We start from the raw sequence: 21389 nt of genomic DNA, 5'->3' as shown, positions 1-21389 counted from the left end.
ACGTGTCGTCCGAAAGGCCGCCAGGCCGCCGGTCCTGATCTTCCGCCGCCCGCCGCCGGGCGGACATTCCGATCATTCGAAATTCATTCCCGATGTCCAATCCGTCTGCCACGTCTTCCCGCATGACTGCGCCCGAACTGCGCGCGACCACGTCGCTCGCGGCGATCTTCGCGTTGCGCATGCTCGGCCTGTTCATGATCATGCCGGTGTTCTCGGTCTACGCGAAAACCATCCCGGGCGGCGACAACGTGCTGCTCGTCGGGATCGCGCTCGGGGCCTACGGCGTCACGCAGTCGCTGTTCTATATCTTCTACGGCTGGGCGTCCGACAAGTTCGGCCGCAAGCCGGTGATCGCCACCGGCCTCGTGATCTTCGCGCTCGGCAGCTTCGTCGCCGCGTTCGCGCACGACATCACGTGGATCATCGTCGGCCGCGTGATCCAGGGGATGGGCGCCGTGTCGTCGGCGGTGCTCGCGTTCATCGCCGACCTGACCTCCGAGCAGAACCGCACGAAGGCGATGGCGATGGTCGGCGGCTCGATCGGCGTGTCGTTCGCGGTCGCGATCGTCGGCGCGCCGATCGTGTTCCACTGGGTCGGGATGAGCGGGCTGTTCGCGATCGTCGGCGTGCTGTCGATCCTCGCGATCGGCGTCGTGCTGTGGATCGTGCCCGACGCGGCGAAGCCCGTGCACGTGCCCGCGCCGTTCGCCGAGGTGCTGCACAACGTCGAGCTGCTGCGCCTGAACTTCGGCGTGCTGGTGCTGCATGCGACGCAGACGGCGCTGTTCCTCGTCGTGCCGCGCCTCCTGGTGGACGGCGGGCTGCCGGTCGCCGCGCACTGGAAGGTCTACCTGCCGGTGATGGGGCTCGCGTTCGTGATGATGGTGCCGGCGATCATCGTCGCGGAAAAACGGGGCAAGATGAAGCCGGTGCTGCTCGGCGGCATTCTGGCTATCCTGATCGGCCAATTGTTGCTCGGCAGCGCACCGCATACCATTCTGATTGTGGCGGCGATCCTGTTCGTGTACTTCCTCGGGTTCAACATCCTGGAAGCGTCGCAGCCGTCGCTCGTGTCGAAGCTCGCGCCGGGTTCGCGCAAGGGCGCGGCCACGGGTGTCTACAACACCACGCAGTCGATCGGGCTCGCGCTCGGCGGCATCGTGGGCGGCTGGCTGCTGAAGCACGGCGGCGCGAACACGGTGTTTTATACGTGCTCGGGGCTCGTTGCCGCGTGGCTTATAATCGCGGCCAGCATGAAAGCGCCGCCGCGCAAGGCCTGAATCTTGTTTCGGGCAGGCATCGGCCGCGCGCCGGCCTGTCCGGCGGGCCGTTCCGGCGATACGCGCGGGCGGCCCGGCATCGAATTTACTGGAGAAACACATGGCATCCGTCAACAAGGTCATCCTCGTCGGCAATCTCGGCGCCGATCCTGAAGTCCGTTACCTGCCGAGCGGCGACGCGGTTGCGAACATCCGTCTCGCGACGACCGACCGCTACAAGGACAAGGCAAGCGGCGATTTCAAGGAAATGACCGAGTGGCATCGCGTCGCGTTCTTCGGCCGTCTGGCGGAGATCGTCAGCGAATACCTGAAGAAGGGGTCGTCGGTCTATATCGAAGGCCGCATCCGTACGCGCAAGTGGCAGGGCCAGGACGGCCAGGACCGTTACTCGACCGAAATCGTCGCCGAACAGATGCAGATGCTCGGCGGCCGCGGCGGTTCGGGCGGCGGCGGTGGCAGCGGTGACGAAGGCGGTTATGGCGGCGGCTACGGTGGTGGTGGCGGCGGTCGCGGCGAGCAGGCAGAGCGTGGTGGCGGCGGTGGCCGTGCCGGCGGCGCAGCGCGCGGTGGTGCGGGTGGCGGCGGCCAGAGCCGTCCGAGCGCGCCGGCAGGCGGCGGCTTCGACGAGATGGACGACGATATTCCGTTCTGATCGCCGGTCGCACCCTCGCATCACGATGGGCCCGAACGTCCGAGTCAAGCCAGTCGCTTGGCCCGGGTTTTCGGGCCTTGCTTCGTTTACGTCGTGCCTGCACGCCGCTCTCCGGATCAAACGTGGCTGACGCACTCGCCGACCTCATCGCACCCCATCTCGACGTCCTGTTCTGCGGGATCAATCCCGGCCTGCTCGCGGCCGCGACCGGCCATCACTTCGCGGGGCGAAACAACCGCTTCTGGCGCGTGATCCATCTCGCGGGCTTCACGCCGACGGAACTTTCGCCGCAGGACGATCGCGCGATACTCGGTTACGGCTGCGGGCTGACGGCCGTGGTGTCGCGGCCGACCGCGAGCGCCGATCAACTGTCGCGCGCGGAATTCGCGGCCGCGGGCGCCGGGTTCGAGCAGAAGGTCGCGCAGCATGCGCCGCGCTTCGTCGCGTTTCTCGGCAAGGCCGCGTATTCGGCGCTGTCGGGGCAACGCGAGGTCGCGTGGGGATTGCAGCCGGCCCGCATCGGGCATGCACGCGTGTGGGTGCTGCCGAACCCCAGCGGCAGAAACCTCGCATTCGGGCTCGACGATCTGGTCGACGCGTATCGCGAGCTTCATCTCGCGGCGATGACGGAGCGGCACGATGCGACGCGGTAAGCCGCCGGCGCCATGGCCGGGCGCCATCGTCCCGCGCGCATTCTTCAACCGCATGGCCACCGAGGTGGCGCCGCAATTGCTCAACAAGATCCTCGCGTCCGCGGACGGCCGGGCCGGCCGCATCGTCGAAGTGGAAGCGTATGCGGGCGCGCTCGATCCGGCCGCGCACACCTATCGCGGCAAGACGCCGCGCAACGCGACGATGTTCGGGCCGCCCGGGCACTTCTACGTGTATTTCACGTACGGGATGCACTGGTGCTGCAACTGCGTGTGCGGCCCGGACGGCGCGGGAACGGGCGTGCTGATCCGTGCGCTGGAGCCGCTGCACGGGCTCGACCAGATGCGGGCGGCGCGGCCGCCGCGCACGCGCGATCGCGACCTGTGCCGCGGGCCGGCCCGGCTGACGCAGGCGATGGGGATCGGCGGCGCGCAGGATGGCGTCGACCTGATCGGCGCGCGCGACGGGTTCGCGATCGTCGACGACGGGATGGCGCCGCCCGCCGATCTGGCGGGCGGGCCGCGCATCGGCATTCGCGTCGGCCAGGATCTGCCGTGGCGGTGGAGCGTGCCCGGCAACCGGTACGTGTCGGGCGCCGTGCCGCGCGTCTGACACATCGCGCGTCCAAGTCGCGTACTCGTCGCGTCCAATTCGACCTGCGTCACGCGGTCGCCATTATTGATCGGCTAAGCTGGCCGTTTCGACGTTTCGATCGAGGAGGCACCATGCGGCGGGTCGTATTCAACCAGAAGGGCGGCGTGGGCAAGTCGACGATCGTCTGCAACCTCGCGGCGATCAGCGCGAGCGAAGGGTTGCGCACGCTCGTCATCGATCTCGATGCGCAGGCGAACTCGACGCGCTACCTGCTCGGCGACGCCGCGGACGATGCGCAACCGGGCGTCGCCGGCTTCTTCGAAACCGCGCTGACCTTCAACTTCCGTCCGGTCGACGTCGCGTCGTTCATCCACGCGACCCCGTTCGACGGGCTCGACGTGATGCCCGCGCATCCGGATCTCGACACGCTGCACGGCAAGCTCGAATCGCGCTACAAGATCTACAAGCTGCGCGACGCGCTGAACGAACTCGACATGTACGACGCCGTGTACATCGACACGCCGCCCGCGCTGAATTTCTATACGCGCTCGGCGCTGATCGCGGTCGAGCGCTGCCTGATCCCGTTCGACTGCGACGATTTCTCGCGCCGCGCGCTGTACACGCTGCTCGAGAACGTGAAGGAAATCCAGCAGGACCACAACGCGGCGCTCGAGGTGGAAGGGATCGTCATCAACCAGTTCCAGCCGCGCGCGAGCCTGCCGCAACGGCTGGTCGACGAGCTCGTCGACGAAGGGCTGCCGGTGCTCGCGTCGCGGTTGTCCGCCTCGGTGAAGATCCGCGAATCGCATCAGCAGTCGACGCCGGTGATCCATCTCGAGCCGGCGCACAAGCTCGCGCAGGAGTTCCGCGCGCTGCATCGCGAACTGGCCGGCTGATCCCGCGCGCGACCGCATCGACCGAGGCCGCTTCGAGCGGCCTTTTTTTGTCGCGACCGGGCATTCATCCGATTATTGATTTCGTCATTAATAATCAAGAAAACGATTTCACAACAAATCGAGAAAAAATATTACATAAATGATTGCTCCATTTTCAATGGGTGCCGGTTTTCTAATAAGCGGAATAATGAATTGGCAAATATTGCGCCACGTCATGATGCGCTATGCTGCAAAAAGGTAAAAACGCATGGCGGGCCGCTGAGGGTGGCGTCTTGTCTGAGATTTCGCCGCGCCTGCGGCTTCGGCTGCTGGTCAAAAGGGTAATAAGGGTTTATACCTAGTATTAATGCCATTTAATTGACAATTAATCGATCTAGAATGACTTCCTTCCACTGCCCGTGCTCAAACAGGTGCGGGCTGTCAATAAGGAAGCAGCGGTCGATCAAGCTTCCGTTTTTCTTTACGTCGTCTCTCGCATTGCCAACAGGAGCGTGCCCGATGTCCGTATTTGCCCCCGAAAAACTCGCCGCCGATTATCAATCCGGTATCGCCGCGTGGTTTGCGATCGCCCGTCCGGCGATCCACGGTTTCGAGGCTGTCGTCGAACTCAACCTGCAAGCGGCCCGGACGGCGCTCGAGGAATACGAGGACAAGCTGAAGAACGCGTTCAGCAGCAACAACCCGGCCGCGGGCTTCGTGCAGCAGGTCGCGGTGCCGCAGGACGCGGCCGGCAAGGTCGTGTCGTACGGCCGCCATCTGTTCGACATCGCGGTGTCGACGCAGTCCGAATGGGCGAAGGTCGCGCAGGCGCAGTACGAACAGAACGACAAACGCCTGAAGGACGTGCTCGGCGAACTGTCGAAGCACGCGCCGGCCGGCTCGGCTCCGGTGGTGGCCGCGCTGAATTCGGCGCTGTCCGCGGCGAGCGCCGCGGCCGACTCCGTGCGCGCAGCGACGGGGCAGGCGATCGAGGCGGCGCAGAGCGGCTTCGATGCGGTCAGCGAAACGGCCACGCGCGGCGCGAAGCAGACGGCGGCGGCCGCCCGCAAGGACGCGGCGGCTGCGCGCGACGCGGCTGCGTAACCGCGTGAGTGCGTGTCGCGTGCGAGCGCGACAAGATTGATCGGCGCCGGATGGCGCCGGCCGCCGCGTGTGCCACGCGCGGTCCGGCAAACATCCGGTTCGCCGCCAGACGCCCGTGCACGGTTGCCCGTGCGGCGGTGTGCCGTGCCGCCGTTGCGGACGGAAGCTGCCCGCCAATACGGCGGCGGGCGGCGCCATCGCCATGTGCGACCGTCTCGTGCCGGCGTCGCCACGACGAACTGACTTCGATGCAGGAACTGAACATGACGGATGTAGTGATCGTATCGGCCGCGCGGACCGCGGTCGGCAAATTCGGCGGCTCGCTCGCGAAGATTGCGGCGCCGGAACTGGGCGCGACGGTGATCCGCGCGGTGCTGGAGCGTGCGGGCGTGAAGCCCGACCAGGTCAGCGAAGTGATCATGGGCCAGGTGCTGACGGCCGGCTCCGGGCAGAACCCGGCGCGGCAGTCGGTGATCAAGGCGGGGCTGCCGAGCGCGGTGCCGGGCATGACGATCAACAAGGTGTGCGGCTCGGGCTTGAAGGCCGTGATGCTGGCGGCGAATGCGATCGTCGCGGGCGACGCGGAGATCGTGATCGCGGGCGGCCAGGAGAACATGAGCGCGGCGCCGCACGTGCTGCCGGGCTCGCGCGACGGCTTCCGGATGGGCGACGCGAAGCTGGTCGACACGATGATCGTCGACGGGCTGTGGGACGTGTACAACCAGTACCACATGGGCATCACGGCGGAGAACGTCGCGAAGGAATACGGGATCACGCGCGAAGAGCAGGACGCGTTCGCGGCGCTGTCGCAGAACAAGGCGGAAGCTGCGCAGAAGGCCGGGCGCTTCGACGACGAGATCGTGCCGGTGTCGATCCCGCAACGCAAGGGCGAGCCGCTGCAGTTCGCGACCGACGAGTTCGTGCGTCACGGCGTGACGGCGGAGTCGCTGGCCGGGCTGAAGCCGGCGTTCGCGAAGGACGGCTCGGTGACGGCGGCGAACGCGTCGGGGCTGAACGACGGCGCGGCGGCGGTGCTGGTGATGTCGGCGCAGAAAGCGGCGGCGCTGGGCCTGACGCCGCTGGCGCGGATCAAGGCGTATGCGAACGCGGGCGTGGATCCGAGCGTGATGGGCATGGGGCCGGTGCCGGCGTCGCGCCGGGCGCTGGAGCGCGCGGGCTGGACGCCGGGCGACCTGGACCTGATGGAGATCAACGAAGCGTTCGCGGCGCAGGCGCTGGCGGTGCACAAGCAGATGGGCTGGGACACGTCGAAGGTGAACGTGAACGGCGGGGCGATCGCGATCGGCCACCCGATCGGCGCGTCGGGCTGCCGGATCCTGGTGACGCTGCTGCACGAGATGGTCAAGCGCGACGCGAAGCGCGGGCTGGCGTCGCTGTGCATCGGCGGCGGCATGGGCGTCGCGCTTGCGGTCGAGCGCGTCTGAGCAGCGGCTGACGATACGGTCCGCTCGCGGCGCGAATCGGCGTCGCGGGCGAGCCAGGCGGTTTTCGCGCAACACAGGCAGTCAACAACACGCGCGAGGTACCGGTGCGTGCCGCGCCCGCGACGCGGGCGGACGCGCATCGAAGCGGTGGGGCAGCAGCGTGTGCGAGGCCGCCGCCCCGCCTTTCATCGATTACTTTTTTGTCGGTAATTCATAGTATGACTAAGCGAATCGCAGTTGTGACAGGTGGGATGGGCGGCCTCGGCGAGGCGGTCAGCATCCGGTTGAACGACGCGGGTCACCGGGTAGTCGTCACGTATTCGCCGAACAACGCCGGCTCGGACCGCTGGCTGACCGAGATGCATGCGGCCGGCCGGGCATTCCATGCGTACCCGGTGGACGTGGCCGATCACGACTCGTGCCAGCAATGCATCGAGAAGATCATGCAGGACGTCGGCCCGGTCGACATTCTCGTGAACAACGCGGGCATCACGCGCGACATGACGCTGCGCAAGCTCGACAAGGTCAACTGGGACGCGGTGATCCGCACGAACCTCGATTCCGTGTTCAACATGACGAAGCCGGTCTGCGACGGCATGGTCGAGCGCGGCTGGGGCCGCATCGTCAACATCTCGTCGGTGAACGGCTCGAAGGGCTCGGTCGGCCAGACCAACTACGCGGCCGCGAAAGCCGGCATGCACGGCTTCACGAAATCGCTCGCGCTCGAGGTCGCGCGCAAGGGCGTGACGGTGAACACGGTGTCGCCGGGCTACCTGGCGACGAAGATGGTCACTGCGATCCCGCAGGACATCCTTGACACGAAGATCCTCCCGCAGATCCCGGCGGGCCGGCTCGGCAAGCCCGAGGAAGTTGCGGCGCTGGTCGCTTACCTGTGCTCGGAGGAGGCCGGCTTCGTGACGGGCTCCAACATCGCGATCAACGGCGGTCAGCACATGCAGTGACGTGCGGCGGCCCGCACGGCGTTCGCGTCCGTGCGGGCCGCGTTCCCCCTATCCCGCGCCGGAGCGGCGGCAGGCGCGCCGCTTCGGCCTCGCATTCCGGAGAACGCATGGGCGACACCTGGATCGGACTGGTGATCGGCGGCTCGGCGCTGGCCATCGCACTGACGATGGCGATCTCGCTCTACTGGCTCGAGCGGCGCCGCGCGCGGCTGCTGCGGAACTTCGATCATCGCGATTGCCGGTTCGTCGCGTACGGCAAGTGTTTCGCGCGCAGGCCGGAAAGGTCGCTGTGCCGCATGCGCCGGGCGCGCTGACGGCAAAGCCGGTCGCGTCGCAAGCGGTGAACGATCGGCGAGCGGTTACGCCCCGAGCGCATGCAGTCGGCAATGCGCGCGGGATGCGCGATCAGTCGTTCCTTTCGCCCTTTCCAGCCGACTCGCCCGCGTCGTTCTTGTGGAAGATTCGCTTCGTCGTGCGCTTGGTGGCTTCCCAGCCTTCGCGCGACGCATGCGCGACGCCGTGCCCGACCGCCTTCGCGGCGCTTGCGGTCGCGTGGCCGAAGCTGCGTGCGGCCTCGCCGGTCTTGTGCGCGGCTTCCTTCGAATCGCGCTTGATGTCCTGCTTCACTTCCGACATGTCCGCGTGTGCGAGCGGGCTGAGCAGCGCCAGAACGAGCGCTGCGCCAATGAACTGACGAACTTTCACGACCGGTTTCCTTGAGGTAAGCCTCGTCATCGAGGATTCGTGTTGCCGGCAGGCGCCGGTTGAAGCGCGCCGGCGGCCGATGCGTCGAGCATCACCGCCGCGCGGCCGGACAGCAGCACGCGCTCGCCGCAGCGCAGCGCGAAGCCGTACAGCACCGAGCGGCCGTCGCCGCTGACGCGTTGCGCGTCGACGGTGAGCGGCGCTTCGAACGTGTCGAGCCGGTCGACGAACGCGTCGACGTTGCGCACGCTCGCGAGATAGCCGACGCGCGGACGCGCTTCGTGCGCGCCGAGCAGCACGCCGTGCACGGCCATCGCCTGCGCCGCATATTCGATGCCGCAAACCGACGCGAGCCGCCCGTGCGCGCGCAGCGGGTTGTGCGGATCGCGGTGGCTCGTCGCGGTGCAGCGGATTCGTTCGGCATCCCATGCATCGACCGAATCGAGCACGCACATCGCGCCGGCATGCGGAATGTGCGCGGCAATCCACGCATGGTCGAGCGGCGGGGGCAATCCGACCGGTGCGGTCATCGCGCGCGCTCCGCACAGGATTCGGAGATCGCGACGTCGACTTGCACGCGCGTATCGTCCAGGTAGTCGAGCACGACGCGCGTCGAGCACCGCGCGGCGAGCGCATCGAGCAGCGGCAGCGCGCGGGCGGCCGGATTGCCGGCCCGCAGCGCGTCGAGTCCGGCATGCGCGAGCGTCGTCGCGGGCGCATCGGTGAGCTGCACGTCGATGCGGGCGAGCGCGCGTTCGCTCGCTTCCGGCGCGAACACGAGCGCGACGCCGAATGCGTCGCCGATCGGCCGCACCGTGCGCAGCGGTTCCGGATAATCGGTGTCGTACGCGATCAGCAGGCTCGGCACACGATCGACGACGACCTGGCACAGGCTGTCGAGCAGGCCGGCGGCAAAGCTGCCGTCGTGCGCGCACAGCACGTTCGACGTCGCCGTCGCGCGGGTCGCGATGCTCCAGTAGCCGGCCGGCGCGTTGTGCACCGAATTGTGGAAGCGGGTCGGCGACAGCTGGCGATCGTCGTCGGCCAGCGTTTCGCAGATCGCGTGGCAGTTCTGGCCGTCGCCGCCGGACGCGCTGAACACGGTCGCGAGCGTCGCGGCGTCGCGGCCGCTCGCGGCCACCGCTTCGTGGCCGACCGCGAGCGCGGTGCGCACGACCGGGCCCGTGCGGCGCCGTTCGGCGGACGGCAGCCCGGCCGGCGGCGGCAGCTCGGTGCGGGCAGGCACGTAGGGCGCGCGGCCCGCGAGCACGTCGGCCGCGTGCGGCCAGTCGTTCAATCCCGGCCCGACGAGGCCGATGCTTTCGATGAAGGCGGTGAGCGTCATGGCGGGCCTCAACGGCGAGCGCGACCGGCCGCATGCTGGGTGCGACCGAAGATCAGGCTGCAATTCGTGCCGCCGAAGCCGAACGAATTGGAGAGGACGGCGCGCACGCGCGTGTCGCGGCTCGCGAGCACGTAATCGGCTGCGAGCGCCGGGTCGGGCTGCGTCGTGTTGACGCCGGCCGGCACGAACTGCTCGCGCAGCGCGAGCGCCGCGACGATCGCCTCCAGCGCGCCGGCCGCGCCGAGCGTGTGGCCGGTCGCGCCCTTCGTCGAACTGCACGGCGTGCGGGCGAACAGCGCGCCGAGCGCGCGGCTTTCCGCCGCATCGTTGCTCGGCGTCGCGGTGCCGTGCAGGTTCACGTAGTCGATGTCGTGCGCGCCGAGGCTGGCGGAAGCGAGCGCCTGCTCGATCGCCGCGCGCGCGCCGAGCCCTTCAGGATGCGGCGACGACATGTGGTGCGCGTCGCTCGATTCGCCGATGCCGAGCAGCAGGATCGCGTCGCCGTCGAGCGCGGCGGGCGCGGCAGGGACGCGTTCGACGAGCGCGAACGCGGCGGCTTCGCCGATCGAGATGCCGTCGCGCGCGACGTCGAACGGCCGGCACGGCTCGCGCGACAGCAGTTCGAGCGAGTTGAAGCCGTACAGCGTGGTCAGGCACAGCGAATCGACGCCGCCGACGACGGCCGCGTCGATCAGCCCGGCCTCGATCATGCGGCGCGCGGAGCCGAACACCTTCGCACCCGACGAGCACGCAGACGAGATCGCCATCGCCGGTCCGCGCAGCGCGAAATACGCGCGCACGAACGCGGCCGGCGAATACGGGTTGTGCGTGTGCGCGTAGCGGAAATCGGCCGGCAGCGCGCCGCCGGCCGGGTCGCGGCGCTGATACGCGCGTTCGGTTTCGAGGATGCCGGCCGTGCTCGTGCCGACGAACACGCCGACGCGTGCGGCGCCGTAGCGTGCGACCGCCGCCGCGACGCGCGCGTCGAAGCCGTCCTGCGTCAGGCCGAGTTGCGCGAGGCGGTTGTTGCGGCATTCGAAGTCGGCGAGATCGGCGCGCACGGGCTGCTCATCGACGCCGTCCACCGCGCCGATCCACGTGTCGAGATCCGCACGCTCGAAATTGCACGGCACGAGCCCGCCGCGGGCGTCGCGCAACGCATCGAGGGTCGCGTCGAGGCCGCGGCCGATGCAGCTGGTGGCGGTGAAGTGCGAGAGCAGGAGAGGGTTCACGAGGGTCGCATCCGGTGGCCGGAACGGGCGCTGCAGCAGGGCTGGCACGCGCGCCGTTCGAGGTCAGATTTTATCAAATGGGGGTGCCGGGACGCCCGGCTGGCCGGGTGGTTCGGGCGCCAGCGCCGCGCGCAGCGTGGTCCAGTGCAGCTGCGCGTCGGCGGCTGCGCGCAGCACCGCGGGCAGCACGTCGAGCACGACCGGTTCGCCGCGCGCATCGCGCGCCGCGTGACCATCGTGCACGAGCAGGATGTCGCGCGCGTCGAGCCCGTGCAGCAGGCGGCGCGTAACGGTCGCGGCGTCGTGCGCCCGCGTGTCGAAGCCGCGCCGCGTCCAGCTCGCCAGTTGCAGGCCGAATTCGCACAGCACCGGTTCGAGAAACGGATTGCGCAGGCCGGCCGGCGCGCGGAAGAACAGCGGGCGCGTGCCGGCGAGGTCGGTCAGCGTCTGCTGCGCGGCCGCGATCTCGCGGCGCAGCGCGGCCGGCCCCGACAGCGAGAACGTATGGCGGTGCCGCTGGCTGTGGTTCTCGACCGCATGGCCGCGCGCGACGATCGCCTCGATCCAGTGAGGATGGCGGCGCGCGAGATCGCCGATGCAGAAGAACGTCGCACGCGCGTCGTAACGGTCGAGCAGGTCGAGCACGCGCGGCGTGACGTCCGGGTCCGGGCCGTCGTCGATCGTCAGCGCGATGCGGCGGCCCGCGCCGGCCGGCAGGCGTGTCCAGTTCGGGCCGAGCAGCGTGCTGCGCGGCCACAGGCCGGCCGCGGTCAGCGCGAGATGCGACGCGACCACGCCGCCGACGGCCCACGGCCACGTGGCCGGTTGCGCGATCGCGGCCGCGGCCGCGCCCGCGTGCAATGCGGCGGCGCCGGCGATCAGCGGCGTGGGTTTCCAGCGCCGTGCGTCGCCGACATCGCGCGGCGGAATGAGCGGTGGCACGTTCATGCGCGGCCTCCTCGTTCACGATTGCCGAGCGCCGCCGTGCCCGCTGCGCGCGGCGCGAGAATCGCCGCGAACGCGAGCGCGAGCATCGCGCCGGGGCCGACGGTCAGCCCGAAGGTTTCGAGCAGCGGCACGCGCGACAGCGCGAGCAGCCCGAAGCCGGCGACCGTCGCGAGGTTCGCGATCAGGAGCGACACGAGCGTGTACGGCGTGACGGGCTGCGCGTCGTCGCGCCGGCAGAAGAACAGCGCGTAATTCGAGCCGACCGCGACGATCAGCAGCATCCCGACGAGGTGCAGGATCGTCAGTGGCACGCCGGCGAGCGCGAAGCCGGCCGTCACGACCAGCACGGCCGCGACGAGCGGGGCGAGTGCGCGGGCGGCGCGGCGCGGCGAGCGCAGCGCGATCAGCAGCAGCATGGCGATCGCGGCGAATCCTGCGAGCGACAGCCGGATGTCCTCGTGCACGTAGCTCACGTACAGGCGATCGGCTTCGGCCTTCATGTCGACGAATAGCGCATCGGGCACGCCCGCGCGCGCGACGGCGGCGCGAATCGGCGCGGCGTCGAGGCTCGATGTGGGCTGCTTCGCGCGCGTAGCGTCCGGCGCCCGCAGCGGCAGCATCGCGTTCCAGCGACCGTCGCGCTCGGTCAGCAGGGCATCGACGGCGAGCGCCATCGACGTGCCGCGCAGGTCCGCGCGCGTGAGCAGCGGCGCGTGGCGCGCGGCATCGACGTCGGCGAGGAACGGCGCGAACAGGTCGGGCTTTACCGCGATCGGCTGGTGCGCGACGGCCGAGCGCATCCGTGCGGCGAGCGCGTCCGCATCGGGCAGGCTCGCCTGGCGCGCGCGCTGCGCGACATCGCTCGGCAGGTAGCGTGCGGGGTTTTCGAAACCGCCGAGCGCGCCCCGGTCGACGAGCGGCTGCAACTGCGCGGCGACTTTTTCTGCACCTTCGAGCGCGGCCTGTTCGGTCGGCGCGGCGATCACGACGAGGTAGCGCACGTCGGGTGCGCCGACATCGGCGCGCAGCCGCGCGTCGAGCGCCTGCGCCGGCGCGGGCACCGGGCTGAGCGCGGCGAGCTCGCGGCTCCACAGGCCGTCGCGATGCAGCGCGAGCGTCGCGCACGCGGCGACCACGAGCACCGCGAGCGGCCAGCGCAGCCGCGGCGCGGCGCCGGCCGCGCGCGCGAGCACGGCGCCGACGCGCGAGACGTCGCGGATCGCGACACGCTCGCCGCGCAGGTGCGGCAGTACGAAGCGCGTGACGAGCGCGGCGGCCGTCAGCCCGACGATCGAATAGAGCCCGAGTTGCACGAGGCCCGGGAAGCCGGAGAACAGCATCGACGCGAAGCCGCACACGGACGTCAGCACGCCGAGCCGGATCGTCGGCCAGTACGCGGCGACCCATGCGCGCGTCGCGTCGGCCGGGCGCGCGGCGCCGCGCGTGCCGGCCCGCGCCGATTGCACGAACAGGTAGATCGAATAGTCGACGGCTTCGCCGAGCAGCGTCGTCCCGAACCCGAGCGTCAGCCCGTGGACGGTGCCGAACGCGACGCCGACCGCCGCGATCCCGGCCGCGACGCCGGTCAGCACCGGCAGCAGGCCGAGCGCGAGCGTGCGCAGCGAACGGTACAGCGTGAGCAGCAGCGCGACGATCAGCACGATGCTCGCCGCCGACAACCGTTCGACGTCGTGCCGGATCGTGTCGCGCGTGTCGACCGAGAACACGCCGGGGCCCGTCATCGCGAGCGTCGCGGCGTGCGCGTTCGGCACGGCCTGCGTCGCGGCCGCGAACGCGCGGCGCACGGCGTCGATCGCGCGGGCCTGCGCGTCGGTATCGGAGCCGGCGGCGGCCGTCTGCACGACCAGCACCGCGCGTGTGCCGTCGCGCGACGCCCACACGCCGTCGCGGCTCGCCGGTTCGGCCGCGCTGTCGAGCCCGTCGACGAGCGCGGCGACTTCGCCGGTCGGGTCGCGCGGCAGCATCGCCTTCGCGACGAGGCCGGCCGACGAACCCAGCAGATCGAGGCTGTCGCCGAGCGCCTGGTGCAGGCCGTCGGCGCTGAAGCGCTGCGGCGTGACGGCCGGGCTCAGCAGATAGCGATGGTCGAAGATGAATTGCCGGTCGCGCGCGTCGTTCGCGGCTTCGCCGTTGTGCACGGCCGCGAACTGCGGATCGGTGCGCAGCGTGCCGGCCACACGCCGCGACAGCGCGGCGCGCGTGCGCGCGTCGCCGCCGTCGATCGCGACGAGGATCAGGCGCGACACGATGCCGTCGCGCAACTGGTCGACGAGCACGCGTTGCCCGGCGCTCGGCGCATTCGGCAGGAACGCGGACAGGTCGGCCGTGAAGTGCGTGCGCCCGATCGCGATGCCGCACGCGACGAGCGCGAGCAGCCATACGAGCACCGCGCGCTGCCGCCATGCGGGCACGCGGCGGGCGATGGGGGACGGGCGCGTACGATCGTCCATCAGTTCGCGTCCGCCGCGACGGGTTGCAGGCGTATCACCGAACGATCGCCGTCGGCCTGCCGGATCGCGACGCTGCGCAACACGTCGCGCGTGCCGTCGAGCGTGATCGTGCTGACGACCTTCAGCATCCGCGAATCGAGCGGCGTGAGCGTCAGCGTCCAGTCGTCGCCGCGTCCGGACAGCGCGACCTTGTACACCTGTTCGAGCGCGAAGCGGTTGCCGGCCAGCGTCGCGCGGATGCTGTCGATGAACGCGCCGAGTTCCGGATAGCGCGCGAGCGCAAGCGTGTACTTGCGGTTGTTGCGTTCGACGGTGAGCATGTCGCCGTCGACGACGAGGTGTTCGGGCTTCGGGCTCAGCGTGTGCTTTTCCAGATGGTCGGGTGCGACGAACATCAGTTCACCCGACGATTCGATCGGCTGCGCGGCGATCGACAGGGTTTTCGTCTCGGTGAAGGTCGCGCGGCCCGACTTGTGCTGCGCGAGCGTCGACATCAGCCGGTCGAGGGTCCACGCCGAGCCGGCATCGGCTGCGTGTGCGGGCATGGCCAGCACGATCGCGGTGGCCGTGGCGGCGAGCACGCGCGCCACGCGGACGATGCGGTGCGACGAGAACGGGAACGGGAACGGGCGGCGGCGAACGGCGGTCATGCGTCGGAATCCCTCGTGGCGGGCAGGTCGGCGCCGGCGTGCACCGTCTCGCGGCGCGCAGCCGCGGCATCGCCGTCCTTCCAGAAATCGAAATAGTTGAACCAGTTGTACGGCGCCGCGCGGCAGTACTTGTCGAGCAGCGCGACGTAGCGCGCGAGCGCCGCATCGACCGCCGCCGTGCGCGTATCGCGCCGCACGTCGGAGAAATCGGCGAGCGTTTCGAAGTGCACATCGTAGCGGTTGCCGTCGCGATAGAGGCCCGTCATGAAGATCACCGGGCGCTTCAGCATCGCGGCCATGTAAAGCGGCCCGAGCGGAAACGCGGCCGGTGCGCCGAGCAGCGTCACGCGCCGCAGCGACGCGGCCGCGTCGTCGAGCAGCGTGCGATCGGCGAGCATGCCGACCATGCAGTTCGCGTCGAGGCGCTCGCGCACCTTCAGCATCGAGTCGACCTGCCCGAGCGGAATCACCTCCGGCTGCGCGGCCGGATTCACCGCGGCGAGCGTCGCATTGATCTTGCGCGCGTTCTGCTCGTACATCGTGACGGCCACGCGCAGGTCCGGACGCGTGCGGCCGATCGCGCGCACGACCTCGAAGCTGCCGAGGTGCGCGCCCATCAGGAACGCGCCGCGCCCATCCGCGAGCGCGGCGTCGACGAGCGTTTCGCCGTGCAGCCGGATGTCGAACAGGTCGAAGCGCCCGTTCATCAGGTAGACGCGATCGTGAATCGTCGCCGCGAACGTGAACACGTGCCGGTACACGTCGCGCCAGCGCGCGGGGCGGCCGAGCACGCGGCGCAGGTAGTCGCGCGACGCCGCGCACGCGGCCGGCGAGAACAGCACGAAATACGTCGCGATCAGGTGCAGCACGATGCGCGCGCGCTGTCGGCCGAAGCGCAGCGAGATCCACGTCATCGCGCGCAGCAGGCTCGCATTGCTGCGCTCCTGGCGCTCGGCCCATGCGGTGCGCTTCATCGCTGCGCGCCGTCCTGCGCGGCCGGCGGTGCGGACAGCACGCCGGTCGCGACCTCGCGCGACCCGGCGCGCACCGTGAAGCGGATCGCGCCGCTGGCCGCGGCGTCGTACGCGAGCGCGAGCGGTTCGCCGGGCGCGACCGGGCTCAGGAATTTCGCGGACCCGAGCCGCCACGTGTGCAGCGGACGGTTCAGCGCCGCACCGATCGTATGGATCGCGTGATCGAGCAGCACGACGCCCGGCACGACCGGATGGCCGGGGAAGTGGCCGGGCAGCGCGGGATGGTCGGCGGCGATCGTGAACGCGAGCGCGGGTGGGCCGGCCGGGTCGTGCTCGGCCGGCGGCGCGGCCGTCGCGCGTGCATGTTGCGCGACGAGCGCGGCCAGCACGTCGCGCGGCAGCTTGCCCGTTTCGTTGCGCGGCAGCGCATCGACGAACACGAGTGGGCGCGGCATGAACGCGGGATCGATCCGCTCGCGCAGCGCGCGCTGCAGATCGGCGGGCGCGAGCGTCGGCGCGACGACGAGCGCGACGAGCCGCGTGACCGGTTCGAGCGCCGTGTCCCCGTGCACCGGCGCCGCTTCGTCGGGCATGAAGAACACGCCGTCGACCACTTGCGGGATCGCGTTGAGCTGATGGTTCAGGTACGCGAGCGACGTGCGCTTGCCGGCGATGTTGACGAGGTCGGCCTTGCGGCCGTGCAGCAGGAACCGGCCGTCGCCGAGCAGTTCGAGCGCATCGCCCATCGGCACCGGCGCCTCGACGTGGCCGCCCGATACCCACACGGTCGGCCCGCTGTCGTCGCCGCCCGGTGCGTCGCGCGCGTCGAGCCGGATATCCGGGAACAGTTCCCACGCCGCGCCTTGCGACGTGCGACGGGTCGCGATCTGGCCGGTCTCGGTGCTGCCGTAGATCTCGACGAGCGGCGCGCCGAGCGCGGCCTCGGCCTCGCACGCGAGCTTTTCCGACAGCGGCGCGGTGGCCGACAGCACGAGCGCCGCGCGCGGCAGCGCATGGCCGGCCGACAGCAGCGCACGCAGGTGGATCGGCGACGTGACGAGCACGCGCGGCTGCGGGATCGCGTCGAGTTCGTCGCGAATGTCGCTCGGGTAGAACGGCTGGCGGTTGCTGAGCGCGAGGCCGCCGAGCAGCGCGAGCAGCACCGTCGACTCGAAGCCGTACATGTGCTGCGCGGGCACCGTGCCGATCAGCGTGGCCGCGCGGCCGTCGAGCAGGCCGAGGCGATCGGCCGCCGCGCGCACGCAGCCGACCAGGAAGCCCCAGGTCTTGCGGTGCGGCACCGGCTCGCCGGTCGAGCCGGACGTGAACACATAGGCCATGATCCGCGCCGCATCGATCTGCGGGACGGCGAACGGCGCGTCGCTCGCCGGTTCGCCGGGCGCGGCGTCGGGATACGCGAAGCGCGGCAGGTCGATCGTGCAATCGGGCGCGTCGTGCAGGCAGAACGCGTCGGGTGCGAACGACGCGAGCTGGCGAACCATTTCCGGCGTGTGCGTCGACGGCAGCAGGCTGATCCTGCCGGCGACGAGCGCCGCGCACAGGCTGACCGCGAAGCGATAGCGGTCGCGGCACACGTTGAACACGTGGCCGCCGGCGGGCAGCGCGGCGGCCACGCGCGCGACGTCGGCGACGAACGCGCGCACGGTGACGGGCGCGCCGTCGCGCCAGGCGATCGTTTGGTCCGGCGAGGAATGGAATACCAGCGGGTGAGTCGGCATAAATCGGTCAAGACGGAAACGAAGGCCGGCGCGGCCGCGGGGCCGCGCCGGTCATGAATTCATCGCGAGCCCTGCGATGCGTGGGTCGACGCGCGATACGCGCGCACCGCGTCGACCATCCGCGGCCGCGGCTCGTGCGGCAGCGCGAAACGCCGGCACGCATGCTCGGCCGCGAACATCACGGCGACGAGCGGCAGCGACAGATAGTTCGCGAAGGTCGACCACGTGACGATCGACGCGGTCGCGAACAGCAGTGTCGACACGGCGGCGATCGCGACGAAGAACAGCGTCCACGCGAGCGTGATCCGCCGCGTGTAGCGCGCGACGGCCGGCGTGACCGTGCCGTGGATCATCGCCGCGAAGCGCGTGCACAGCGGCACCTCGCCGGCCACGAGGGTGCGGCCGAACAGCAGCGCCATCGCGACGTTGAAGCTCGCGTGCTCCAGATACAGGCCCCATTCGAAGTGCCGCGCGAGCGGCGCGCGCGCGGCCCACAGCGCGGCGGCAACCAGCAGCCAGGCCGGCACGAACCACGCGCGCCGTGGCGAGCGCAGCGCCGCGCCCAGCGCGAGCAGCAGCGGCGGCACGAGCGCCATCGCGAGACCGAAGCCGTGCGCGCCGGGTGTCGCGCTCGCGTAGTGCGCGCCGGCCTGGTAGGCGGCCACGGCGCCGACTGCGGCGACACCGCGCACGACGGCCAGCAGCCGGCTCATCGGTGGCCTCCGGGCGCGCGGCGGTCGGCGGCCGGGCTGCAGCGGCTGACGGGCGGGCGAACCGGAACGGCGCGCAAGGGCGGATGCGGCATGACTGGAAACATCGGGCGGATCGTGGACGGACGCGGAGCGGGCCGTCAAACATCATATGAATGGTGGCCGGGACGCGGGTCCGGGCCGCTGGTCGGGCACGCTCATTTTAGGGCCGCTGCCGCGCGGGTTCGGGGCGGCGGCGACCGGGTTTTGTAACGGATTGTATGGCACCGGACGAACGATTTCGCGGGGTCGGTCCATTTCCATCCAAAGCGGCTCAAGCGTCTCGTGCGTTCGCGCCCGAAACGGGCCGCGGCGATGGCTCGCCAGTCTTGTAACCATTCGCGGTATACGACCCGATACCCTTCCTCTAGAATCCGCGTAACTTTTACAAACGATCCCCAACGACGCAGGCGGGGAAGCCGGCAGACGCCGGAGGGACGGAGATTTCGCACGCGCCGGGCGTGCCCGACGGTTGCCGTTTCCGTGCACCTCCCGCTGCCATGGGCCGCCTGCACGCACCCATGATGAACGCACTGGAACAAGAGCTCGCCACGCTGATCATCGGCGAATTGAATCTCGACGACGTCCCGCTCGACACAGTGACGGCCGACATGCCGCTGTATGGCGAAGGTTTCGGGCTCGACTCCATCGACATCCTGGAAATCGCGCTGCTGATTTCGAAGAAATACGGCTTCGAACTGCGCTCGGACAATCCGGACAACCAAAAGATCTTTGCGACGCTCGGTGCGCTGGCGGCCTACGTCGCCGCGCATCGCACGAAGTGACGACGGCGCTCGACGGACGACGCGGCCGCGTCGATCGAGGTGACAACGCGATGAACGGAGCCATTCGATGCGGGCGCTCGTGACGGGCGGCAGCGGCGCACTCGGGCAGGCAATCTGCACGGCGCTCGCGCAGGCCGGCCATGAAGTGTGGGTGCAGGCGAACCGCCATCTCGCGCAGGCGGAGGCCGTCGCGCAGCAGATCGTCGCGGCCGGTGGCGCCGCGCACGCGATCGCGTTCGACGTGACCGATGCCGATGCGACGCTCGCCGCGCTGCAGCCGTTCATCGACGATGCGCCGGTGCAGATCCTCGTCAACAACGCGGGCATTCACGACGACGCGCCGATGGCCGGCATGTCGCGCCGGCAATGGCACAGCGTGATCGACGTGACGCTCAACGGCTTTTTCAACGTCACGCAGCCGCTGCTGCTGCCGATGATCCGTACGCGGCGCGGCCGAATCGTCAACATCGCGTCGGTGGCCGGCGTGACCGGCAATCGCGGGCAGGCCAACTACGCGGCCGCGAAGGCGGGGCTGATCGGCGCGACGAAGTCGCTGTCGCTGGAGCTCGCGTCGCGTGGCATTACCGTGAACGCGGTGGCGCCCGGCATCATCGCGTCGCCGATGGCCGAGCACGCGTTTCCCGCCGAACGCATCAAGCAGCTCGTGCCCGCGCAGCGCGCGGGCCGGCCCGACGAAGTCGCGGCGATGGTCGCGTACCTGGTGTCCGACGCCGCGGCCTATGTGACGGGGCAGGTGTTGTCGGTCAACGGCGGGCTCGCGTGACGAAGCGCGCCGCGTTGGCCTGACGTAACGCAACGCGGTGCAGTGCCGCGTGGTCGCGCGGCCTGCGCCGCATAGTGAGGAAATCGAAGTGTCCGTGCATCCAGCCCACGCCGAACGGCGCCCAAGTTCGCCGTTGCCCGTCGCCCCGGCGTTCGCGCACGTCGGCGGCCGCGCACTGCGGCTCGTCCAGATGAGCGATGCGCGGCTCGTCGCGCTGCTGCACGACGCGCGCAGCCGGGGCGACGGACTCGATCGCGTGTTTCCCGGCGCGCTGGGTGCGGTGTGCATCGGCGCACCGGGCGCGCAGCACGCGTCGCGCGCGCAGGCGCTGGCGCGGATGCTGACCGATGCCGCGCCCGACCTGCCGGTCGCCCCGGTGCAGATGACGCTGCTCGGTGCCGAAGCCGCACCGGGCGATGCCGTCTGCGAACTGTGGCAATGCGATGCGCACGACCTGCGCAGCGAACGGCGCGGTGCGCTGCACTACCGCTACAGCGAAACGGCGGGGCTCGTGTTCGGCAGCCTCGTCGTGCACGAGACGGACGCGGCGTACGACGCGCCGCACGACGGCGGCACGCCGCTCGAACGCGCGACATTCGACGCGTACCGCGCGCTGTTCGACCTGCTCGATACGCTCGGCACGCCGCATCCGCTGCGGATCTGGAACACCGTGCCGGCGATCAACGCGGTGCAGCGCGGGATCGAGCGCTATCGTCAGTTCAATATCGGTCGTCAGCGTGCGTTCGATGCGTGCCGACGCGCGCTCACGGGCAGCGTGCCGGCCGCGTGCGCGCTCGGTTCGGTCATGCCGGTCGCGGGCGAAGCATCGCCGGCCGCGCCGCTCGCGATTCATTTCCTCGCGAGCCGCACGCCGGCCGATTCCATCGAGAATCCGCGTCAGGTCAGCGCGTATCACTATCCGGCGCAGTACGGCCCGCGTGCGCCGACGTTCGCGCGCGCGGCCGCGTGGGCCGCCGACCATGCGGCGCCGGTGCTGTTCGTCTCGGGCACCGCGAGCATCGTCGGGCACCGTACCGTGCATCGCGGCGACGTCGTCGCGCAGACGCGCGAGACGGTCGCGAATCTCGCGGCCGTGCTCGAGCAGGCCGCGCGGCAGGGGCACGGCCCGTTCTCGCTCGCCGACCTGAACTATCGCGTCTACGTGCGCGACGCCGGCGACACCGCGGCGCTGGCCGCGATCGATCGCGTGCTGCGCGACACGGCCGGTCCTCACGTTCGGCCGCTGTTCGTGCATGCGGACGTGTGTCGCGACGACCTGCTGGTCGAGATCGAGGCCAGCGCCGGTCATGCGATGGAGTGGCTGTCATGAAGCGCGAGCGCCTCGCGATCGGGCAGCCGGCCGGGCCTGCGGCCGGCGTCGACGACGCGTGCCGGCGTTCGTCGGCAAGTCATACACTTTTGTCAGGCTCCCCGTCTTCCCCAT

At 70.1% G+C, this 21389-nt stretch carries 22 protein-coding genes; 12 read left to right on the top strand and 10 right to left on the bottom strand.

The window, feature by feature from the left end; translation table 11 throughout:
* The first annotated feature begins 92 nt into the window (after window positions 1-92).
* From GJG85_RS14700 to GJG85_RS14660, 9 genes are all read left to right on the top strand, one after another.
* On the top strand, window positions 93-1280 hold the full coding sequence (locus GJG85_RS14700) for an MFS transporter (RefSeq protein ID WP_021162585.1): 1188 nt from the start codon (window positions 93-95) through the stop codon (window positions 1278-1280).
* 100 nt (window positions 1281-1380) lie between these two features.
* Window positions 1381-1932 carry a single-stranded DNA-binding protein gene (locus GJG85_RS14695; protein ID WP_050014902.1) on the top strand — a complete coding sequence of 184 codons (552 nt, stop codon included), beginning with the start codon at window positions 1381-1383 and terminating at the stop codon, window positions 1930-1932.
* Between the two features lie 122 nt (window positions 1933-2054).
* Window positions 2055-2585 (top strand): G/U mismatch-specific DNA glycosylase, encoded by a 531-nt coding sequence (gene mug / locus GJG85_RS14690; RefSeq protein ID WP_050014903.1) that lies wholly within the window; start codon window positions 2055-2057, stop codon window positions 2583-2585.
* The gene (locus GJG85_RS14685; protein WP_204383424.1) at window positions 2572-3195 is read left to right on the top strand and encodes a DNA-3-methyladenine glycosylase; all 624 of its coding nucleotides are present in this window, start codon (window positions 2572-2574) and stop codon (window positions 3193-3195) included. Before mug ends, GJG85_RS14685 begins: the two co-directional genes overlap by 14 nt.
* 113 nt (window positions 3196-3308) lie before the next feature.
* Entirely contained in the window at window positions 3309-4073 is a 765-nt protein-coding gene (locus tag GJG85_RS14680) for a ParA family protein (protein ID WP_050014907.1), read from the top strand.
* A gap of 498 nt (window positions 4074-4571) precedes the next feature.
* The gene (gene phaP, locus GJG85_RS14675) at window positions 4572-5156 is read left to right on the top strand and encodes a TIGR01841 family phasin (RefSeq protein WP_050014908.1); all 585 of its coding nucleotides are present in this window, start codon (window positions 4572-4574) and stop codon (window positions 5154-5156) included.
* A gap of 263 nt (window positions 5157-5419) precedes the next feature.
* Complete coding sequence (locus tag GJG85_RS14670; RefSeq protein WP_204383423.1) at window positions 5420-6601, top strand: acetyl-CoA C-acetyltransferase; 1182 nt, start codon at window positions 5420-5422, stop codon at window positions 6599-6601.
* Window positions 6602-6819: 218 nt separating this feature from the next.
* Entirely contained in the window at window positions 6820-7563 is a 744-nt protein-coding gene (gene phbB / locus GJG85_RS14665) for an acetoacetyl-CoA reductase (protein WP_089488821.1), read from the top strand.
* Window positions 7564-7670: 107 nt separating this feature from the next.
* Window positions 7671-7877 carry a hypothetical protein gene (locus GJG85_RS14660; RefSeq protein ID WP_089488820.1) on the top strand — a complete coding sequence of 69 codons (207 nt, stop codon included), beginning with the start codon at window positions 7671-7673 and terminating at the stop codon, window positions 7875-7877.
* Window positions 7878-7968: 91 nt separating this feature from the next.
* On the opposite strand, the gene GJG85_RS14655 is transcribed toward GJG85_RS14660, so the two are convergent.
* The 10 genes from GJG85_RS14655 to GJG85_RS14610 all read right to left on the bottom strand — a co-directional run bounded on the left by GJG85_RS14655 (window position 7969) and on the right by GJG85_RS14610 (window position 18340).
* Window positions 7969-8298, bottom strand: coding sequence for a hypothetical protein (locus GJG85_RS14655; protein WP_050016711.1), 330 nt, complete (start codon window positions 8296-8298; stop codon window positions 7969-7971).
* The gene (locus tag GJG85_RS14650; protein ID WP_050016710.1) at window positions 8295-8798 is read right to left on the bottom strand and encodes a hotdog family protein; all 504 of its coding nucleotides are present in this window, start codon (window positions 8796-8798) and stop codon (window positions 8295-8297) included. The genes GJG85_RS14655 and GJG85_RS14650 overlap by 4 nt, the downstream gene beginning before the upstream one ends.
* Entirely contained in the window at window positions 8795-9613 is an 819-nt protein-coding gene (locus GJG85_RS14645; protein WP_089488819.1) for a beta-ketoacyl synthase chain length factor, read from the bottom strand. Before GJG85_RS14645 ends, GJG85_RS14650 begins: the two co-directional genes overlap by 4 nt.
* A gap of 8 nt (window positions 9614-9621) precedes the next feature.
* Window positions 9622-10845: a beta-ketoacyl-[acyl-carrier-protein] synthase family protein gene (locus GJG85_RS14640; protein ID WP_089488818.1), complete on the bottom strand. Its 1224-nt coding sequence runs from the start codon at window positions 10843-10845 to the stop codon at window positions 9622-9624.
* 63 nt (window positions 10846-10908) lie between these two features.
* On the bottom strand, window positions 10909-11793 hold the full coding sequence (locus GJG85_RS14635) for a polysaccharide deacetylase family protein (protein WP_204383422.1): 885 nt from the start codon (window positions 11791-11793) through the stop codon (window positions 10909-10911).
* The gene (locus tag GJG85_RS14630) at window positions 11790-14264 is read right to left on the bottom strand and encodes an MMPL family transporter (protein ID WP_204383421.1); all 2475 of its coding nucleotides are present in this window, start codon (window positions 14262-14264) and stop codon (window positions 11790-11792) included. Before GJG85_RS14630 ends, GJG85_RS14635 begins: the two co-directional genes overlap by 4 nt.
* On the bottom strand, window positions 14264-14914 hold the full coding sequence (locus GJG85_RS14625; protein ID WP_089488816.1) for an outer membrane lipoprotein carrier protein LolA: 651 nt from the start codon (window positions 14912-14914) through the stop codon (window positions 14264-14266). The genes GJG85_RS14630 and GJG85_RS14625 overlap by 1 nt, the downstream gene beginning before the upstream one ends.
* On the bottom strand, window positions 14911-15888 hold the full coding sequence (locus GJG85_RS14620; RefSeq protein WP_089488815.1) for an acyl-CoA synthetase: 978 nt from the start codon (window positions 15886-15888) through the stop codon (window positions 14911-14913). The genes GJG85_RS14625 and GJG85_RS14620 overlap by 4 nt, the downstream gene beginning before the upstream one ends.
* The gene (locus tag GJG85_RS14615; RefSeq protein WP_050016695.1) at window positions 15885-17627 is read right to left on the bottom strand and encodes an acyl-CoA synthetase family protein; all 1743 of its coding nucleotides are present in this window, start codon (window positions 17625-17627) and stop codon (window positions 15885-15887) included. The genes GJG85_RS14620 and GJG85_RS14615 overlap by 4 nt, the downstream gene beginning before the upstream one ends.
* Before the next feature lie 59 nt (window positions 17628-17686).
* Entirely contained in the window at window positions 17687-18340 is a 654-nt protein-coding gene (locus GJG85_RS14610) for a hypothetical protein (RefSeq protein WP_050016692.1), read from the bottom strand.
* 536 nt (window positions 18341-18876) lie between these two features.
* Between GJG85_RS14610 and GJG85_RS14605 the strand changes: the two genes are divergently transcribed.
* The 3 genes from GJG85_RS14605 to GJG85_RS14595 all read left to right on the top strand — a co-directional run bounded on the left by GJG85_RS14605 (window position 18877) and on the right by GJG85_RS14595 (window position 21275).
* Window positions 18877-19161, top strand: coding sequence for a phosphopantetheine-binding protein (locus GJG85_RS14605; protein WP_080334357.1), 285 nt, complete (start codon window positions 18877-18879; stop codon window positions 19159-19161).
* A 67-nt stretch (window positions 19162-19228) separates the two neighbouring features.
* Complete coding sequence (gene fabG / locus GJG85_RS14600; RefSeq protein WP_050016689.1) at window positions 19229-19945, top strand: 3-oxoacyl-ACP reductase FabG; 717 nt, start codon at window positions 19229-19231, stop codon at window positions 19943-19945.
* 37 nt (window positions 19946-19982) lie between these two features.
* On the top strand, window positions 19983-21275 hold the full coding sequence (locus tag GJG85_RS14595) for an endoribonuclease L-PSP (RefSeq protein ID WP_089488812.1): 1293 nt from the start codon (window positions 19983-19985) through the stop codon (window positions 21273-21275).
* Window positions 21276-21389 lie beyond the last annotated feature (114 nt).

Source organism: Burkholderia sp. MS389 (assembly GCF_016899425.1).
GTDB classification, from domain to species: Bacteria; Pseudomonadota; Gammaproteobacteria; order Burkholderiales; family Burkholderiaceae; genus Burkholderia; species Burkholderia sola.
Note: the sequence above shows the minus strand (reverse complement) of the source record. Positions and strands in the feature narration are given on the sequence as shown.

Bases quoted from the DNA above. Each gene is read 5' to 3' on its own strand.
- GJG85_RS14700 (WP_021162585.1), top strand. From the start codon at position 93: ATGTCCAATCCGTCTGCCACGTCTTCCCGCATGACTGCGCCCGAACTG.
- GJG85_RS14695 (WP_050014902.1), top strand. From the start codon at position 1,381: ATGGCATCCGTCAACAAGGTCATCCTCGTCGGCAATCTCGGCGCCGAT.
- GJG85_RS14685 (WP_204383424.1), top strand. From the start codon at position 2,572: ATGCGACGCGGTAAGCCGCCGGCGCCATGGCCGGGCGCCATCGTCCCG.
- GJG85_RS14680 (WP_050014907.1), top strand. From the start codon at position 3,309: ATGCGGCGGGTCGTATTCAACCAGAAGGGCGGCGTGGGCAAGTCGACG.
- phaP (WP_050014908.1), top strand. From the start codon at position 4,572: ATGTCCGTATTTGCCCCCGAAAAACTCGCCGCCGATTATCAATCCGGT.
- GJG85_RS14670 (WP_204383423.1), top strand. From the start codon at position 5,420: ATGACGGATGTAGTGATCGTATCGGCCGCGCGGACCGCGGTCGGCAAA.
- phbB (WP_089488821.1), top strand. From the start codon at position 6,820: ATGACTAAGCGAATCGCAGTTGTGACAGGTGGGATGGGCGGCCTCGGC.
- GJG85_RS14660 (WP_089488820.1), top strand. From the start codon at position 7,671: ATGGGCGACACCTGGATCGGACTGGTGATCGGCGGCTCGGCGCTGGCC.
- GJG85_RS14655 (WP_050016711.1), bottom strand. From the start codon at position 8,298: ATGACGAGGCTTACCTCAAGGAAACCGGTCGTGAAAGTTCGTCAGTTC.
- GJG85_RS14650 (WP_050016710.1), bottom strand. From the start codon at position 8,798: ATGACCGCACCGGTCGGATTGCCCCCGCCGCTCGACCATGCGTGGATT.
- GJG85_RS14645 (WP_089488819.1), bottom strand. From the start codon at position 9,613: ATGACGCTCACCGCCTTCATCGAAAGCATCGGCCTCGTCGGGCCGGGA.
- GJG85_RS14635 (WP_204383422.1), bottom strand. From the start codon at position 11,793: ATGAACGTGCCACCGCTCATTCCGCCGCGCGATGTCGGCGACGCACGG.
- GJG85_RS14630 (WP_204383421.1), bottom strand. From the start codon at position 14,264: ATGGACGATCGTACGCGCCCGTCCCCCATCGCCCGCCGCGTGCCCGCA.
- GJG85_RS14625 (WP_089488816.1), bottom strand. From the start codon at position 14,914: ATGACCGCCGTTCGCCGCCGCCCGTTCCCGTTCCCGTTCTCGTCGCAC.
- GJG85_RS14620 (WP_089488815.1), bottom strand. From the start codon at position 15,888: ATGAAGCGCACCGCATGGGCCGAGCGCCAGGAGCGCAGCAATGCGAGC.
- GJG85_RS14615 (WP_050016695.1), bottom strand. From the start codon at position 17,627: ATGCCGACTCACCCGCTGGTATTCCATTCCTCGCCGGACCAAACGATC.
- GJG85_RS14610 (WP_050016692.1), bottom strand. From the start codon at position 18,340: ATGAGCCGGCTGCTGGCCGTCGTGCGCGGTGTCGCCGCAGTCGGCGCC.
- GJG85_RS14605 (WP_080334357.1), top strand. From the start codon at position 18,877: ATGGGCCGCCTGCACGCACCCATGATGAACGCACTGGAACAAGAGCTC.
- fabG (WP_050016689.1), top strand. From the start codon at position 19,229: ATGCGGGCGCTCGTGACGGGCGGCAGCGGCGCACTCGGGCAGGCAATC.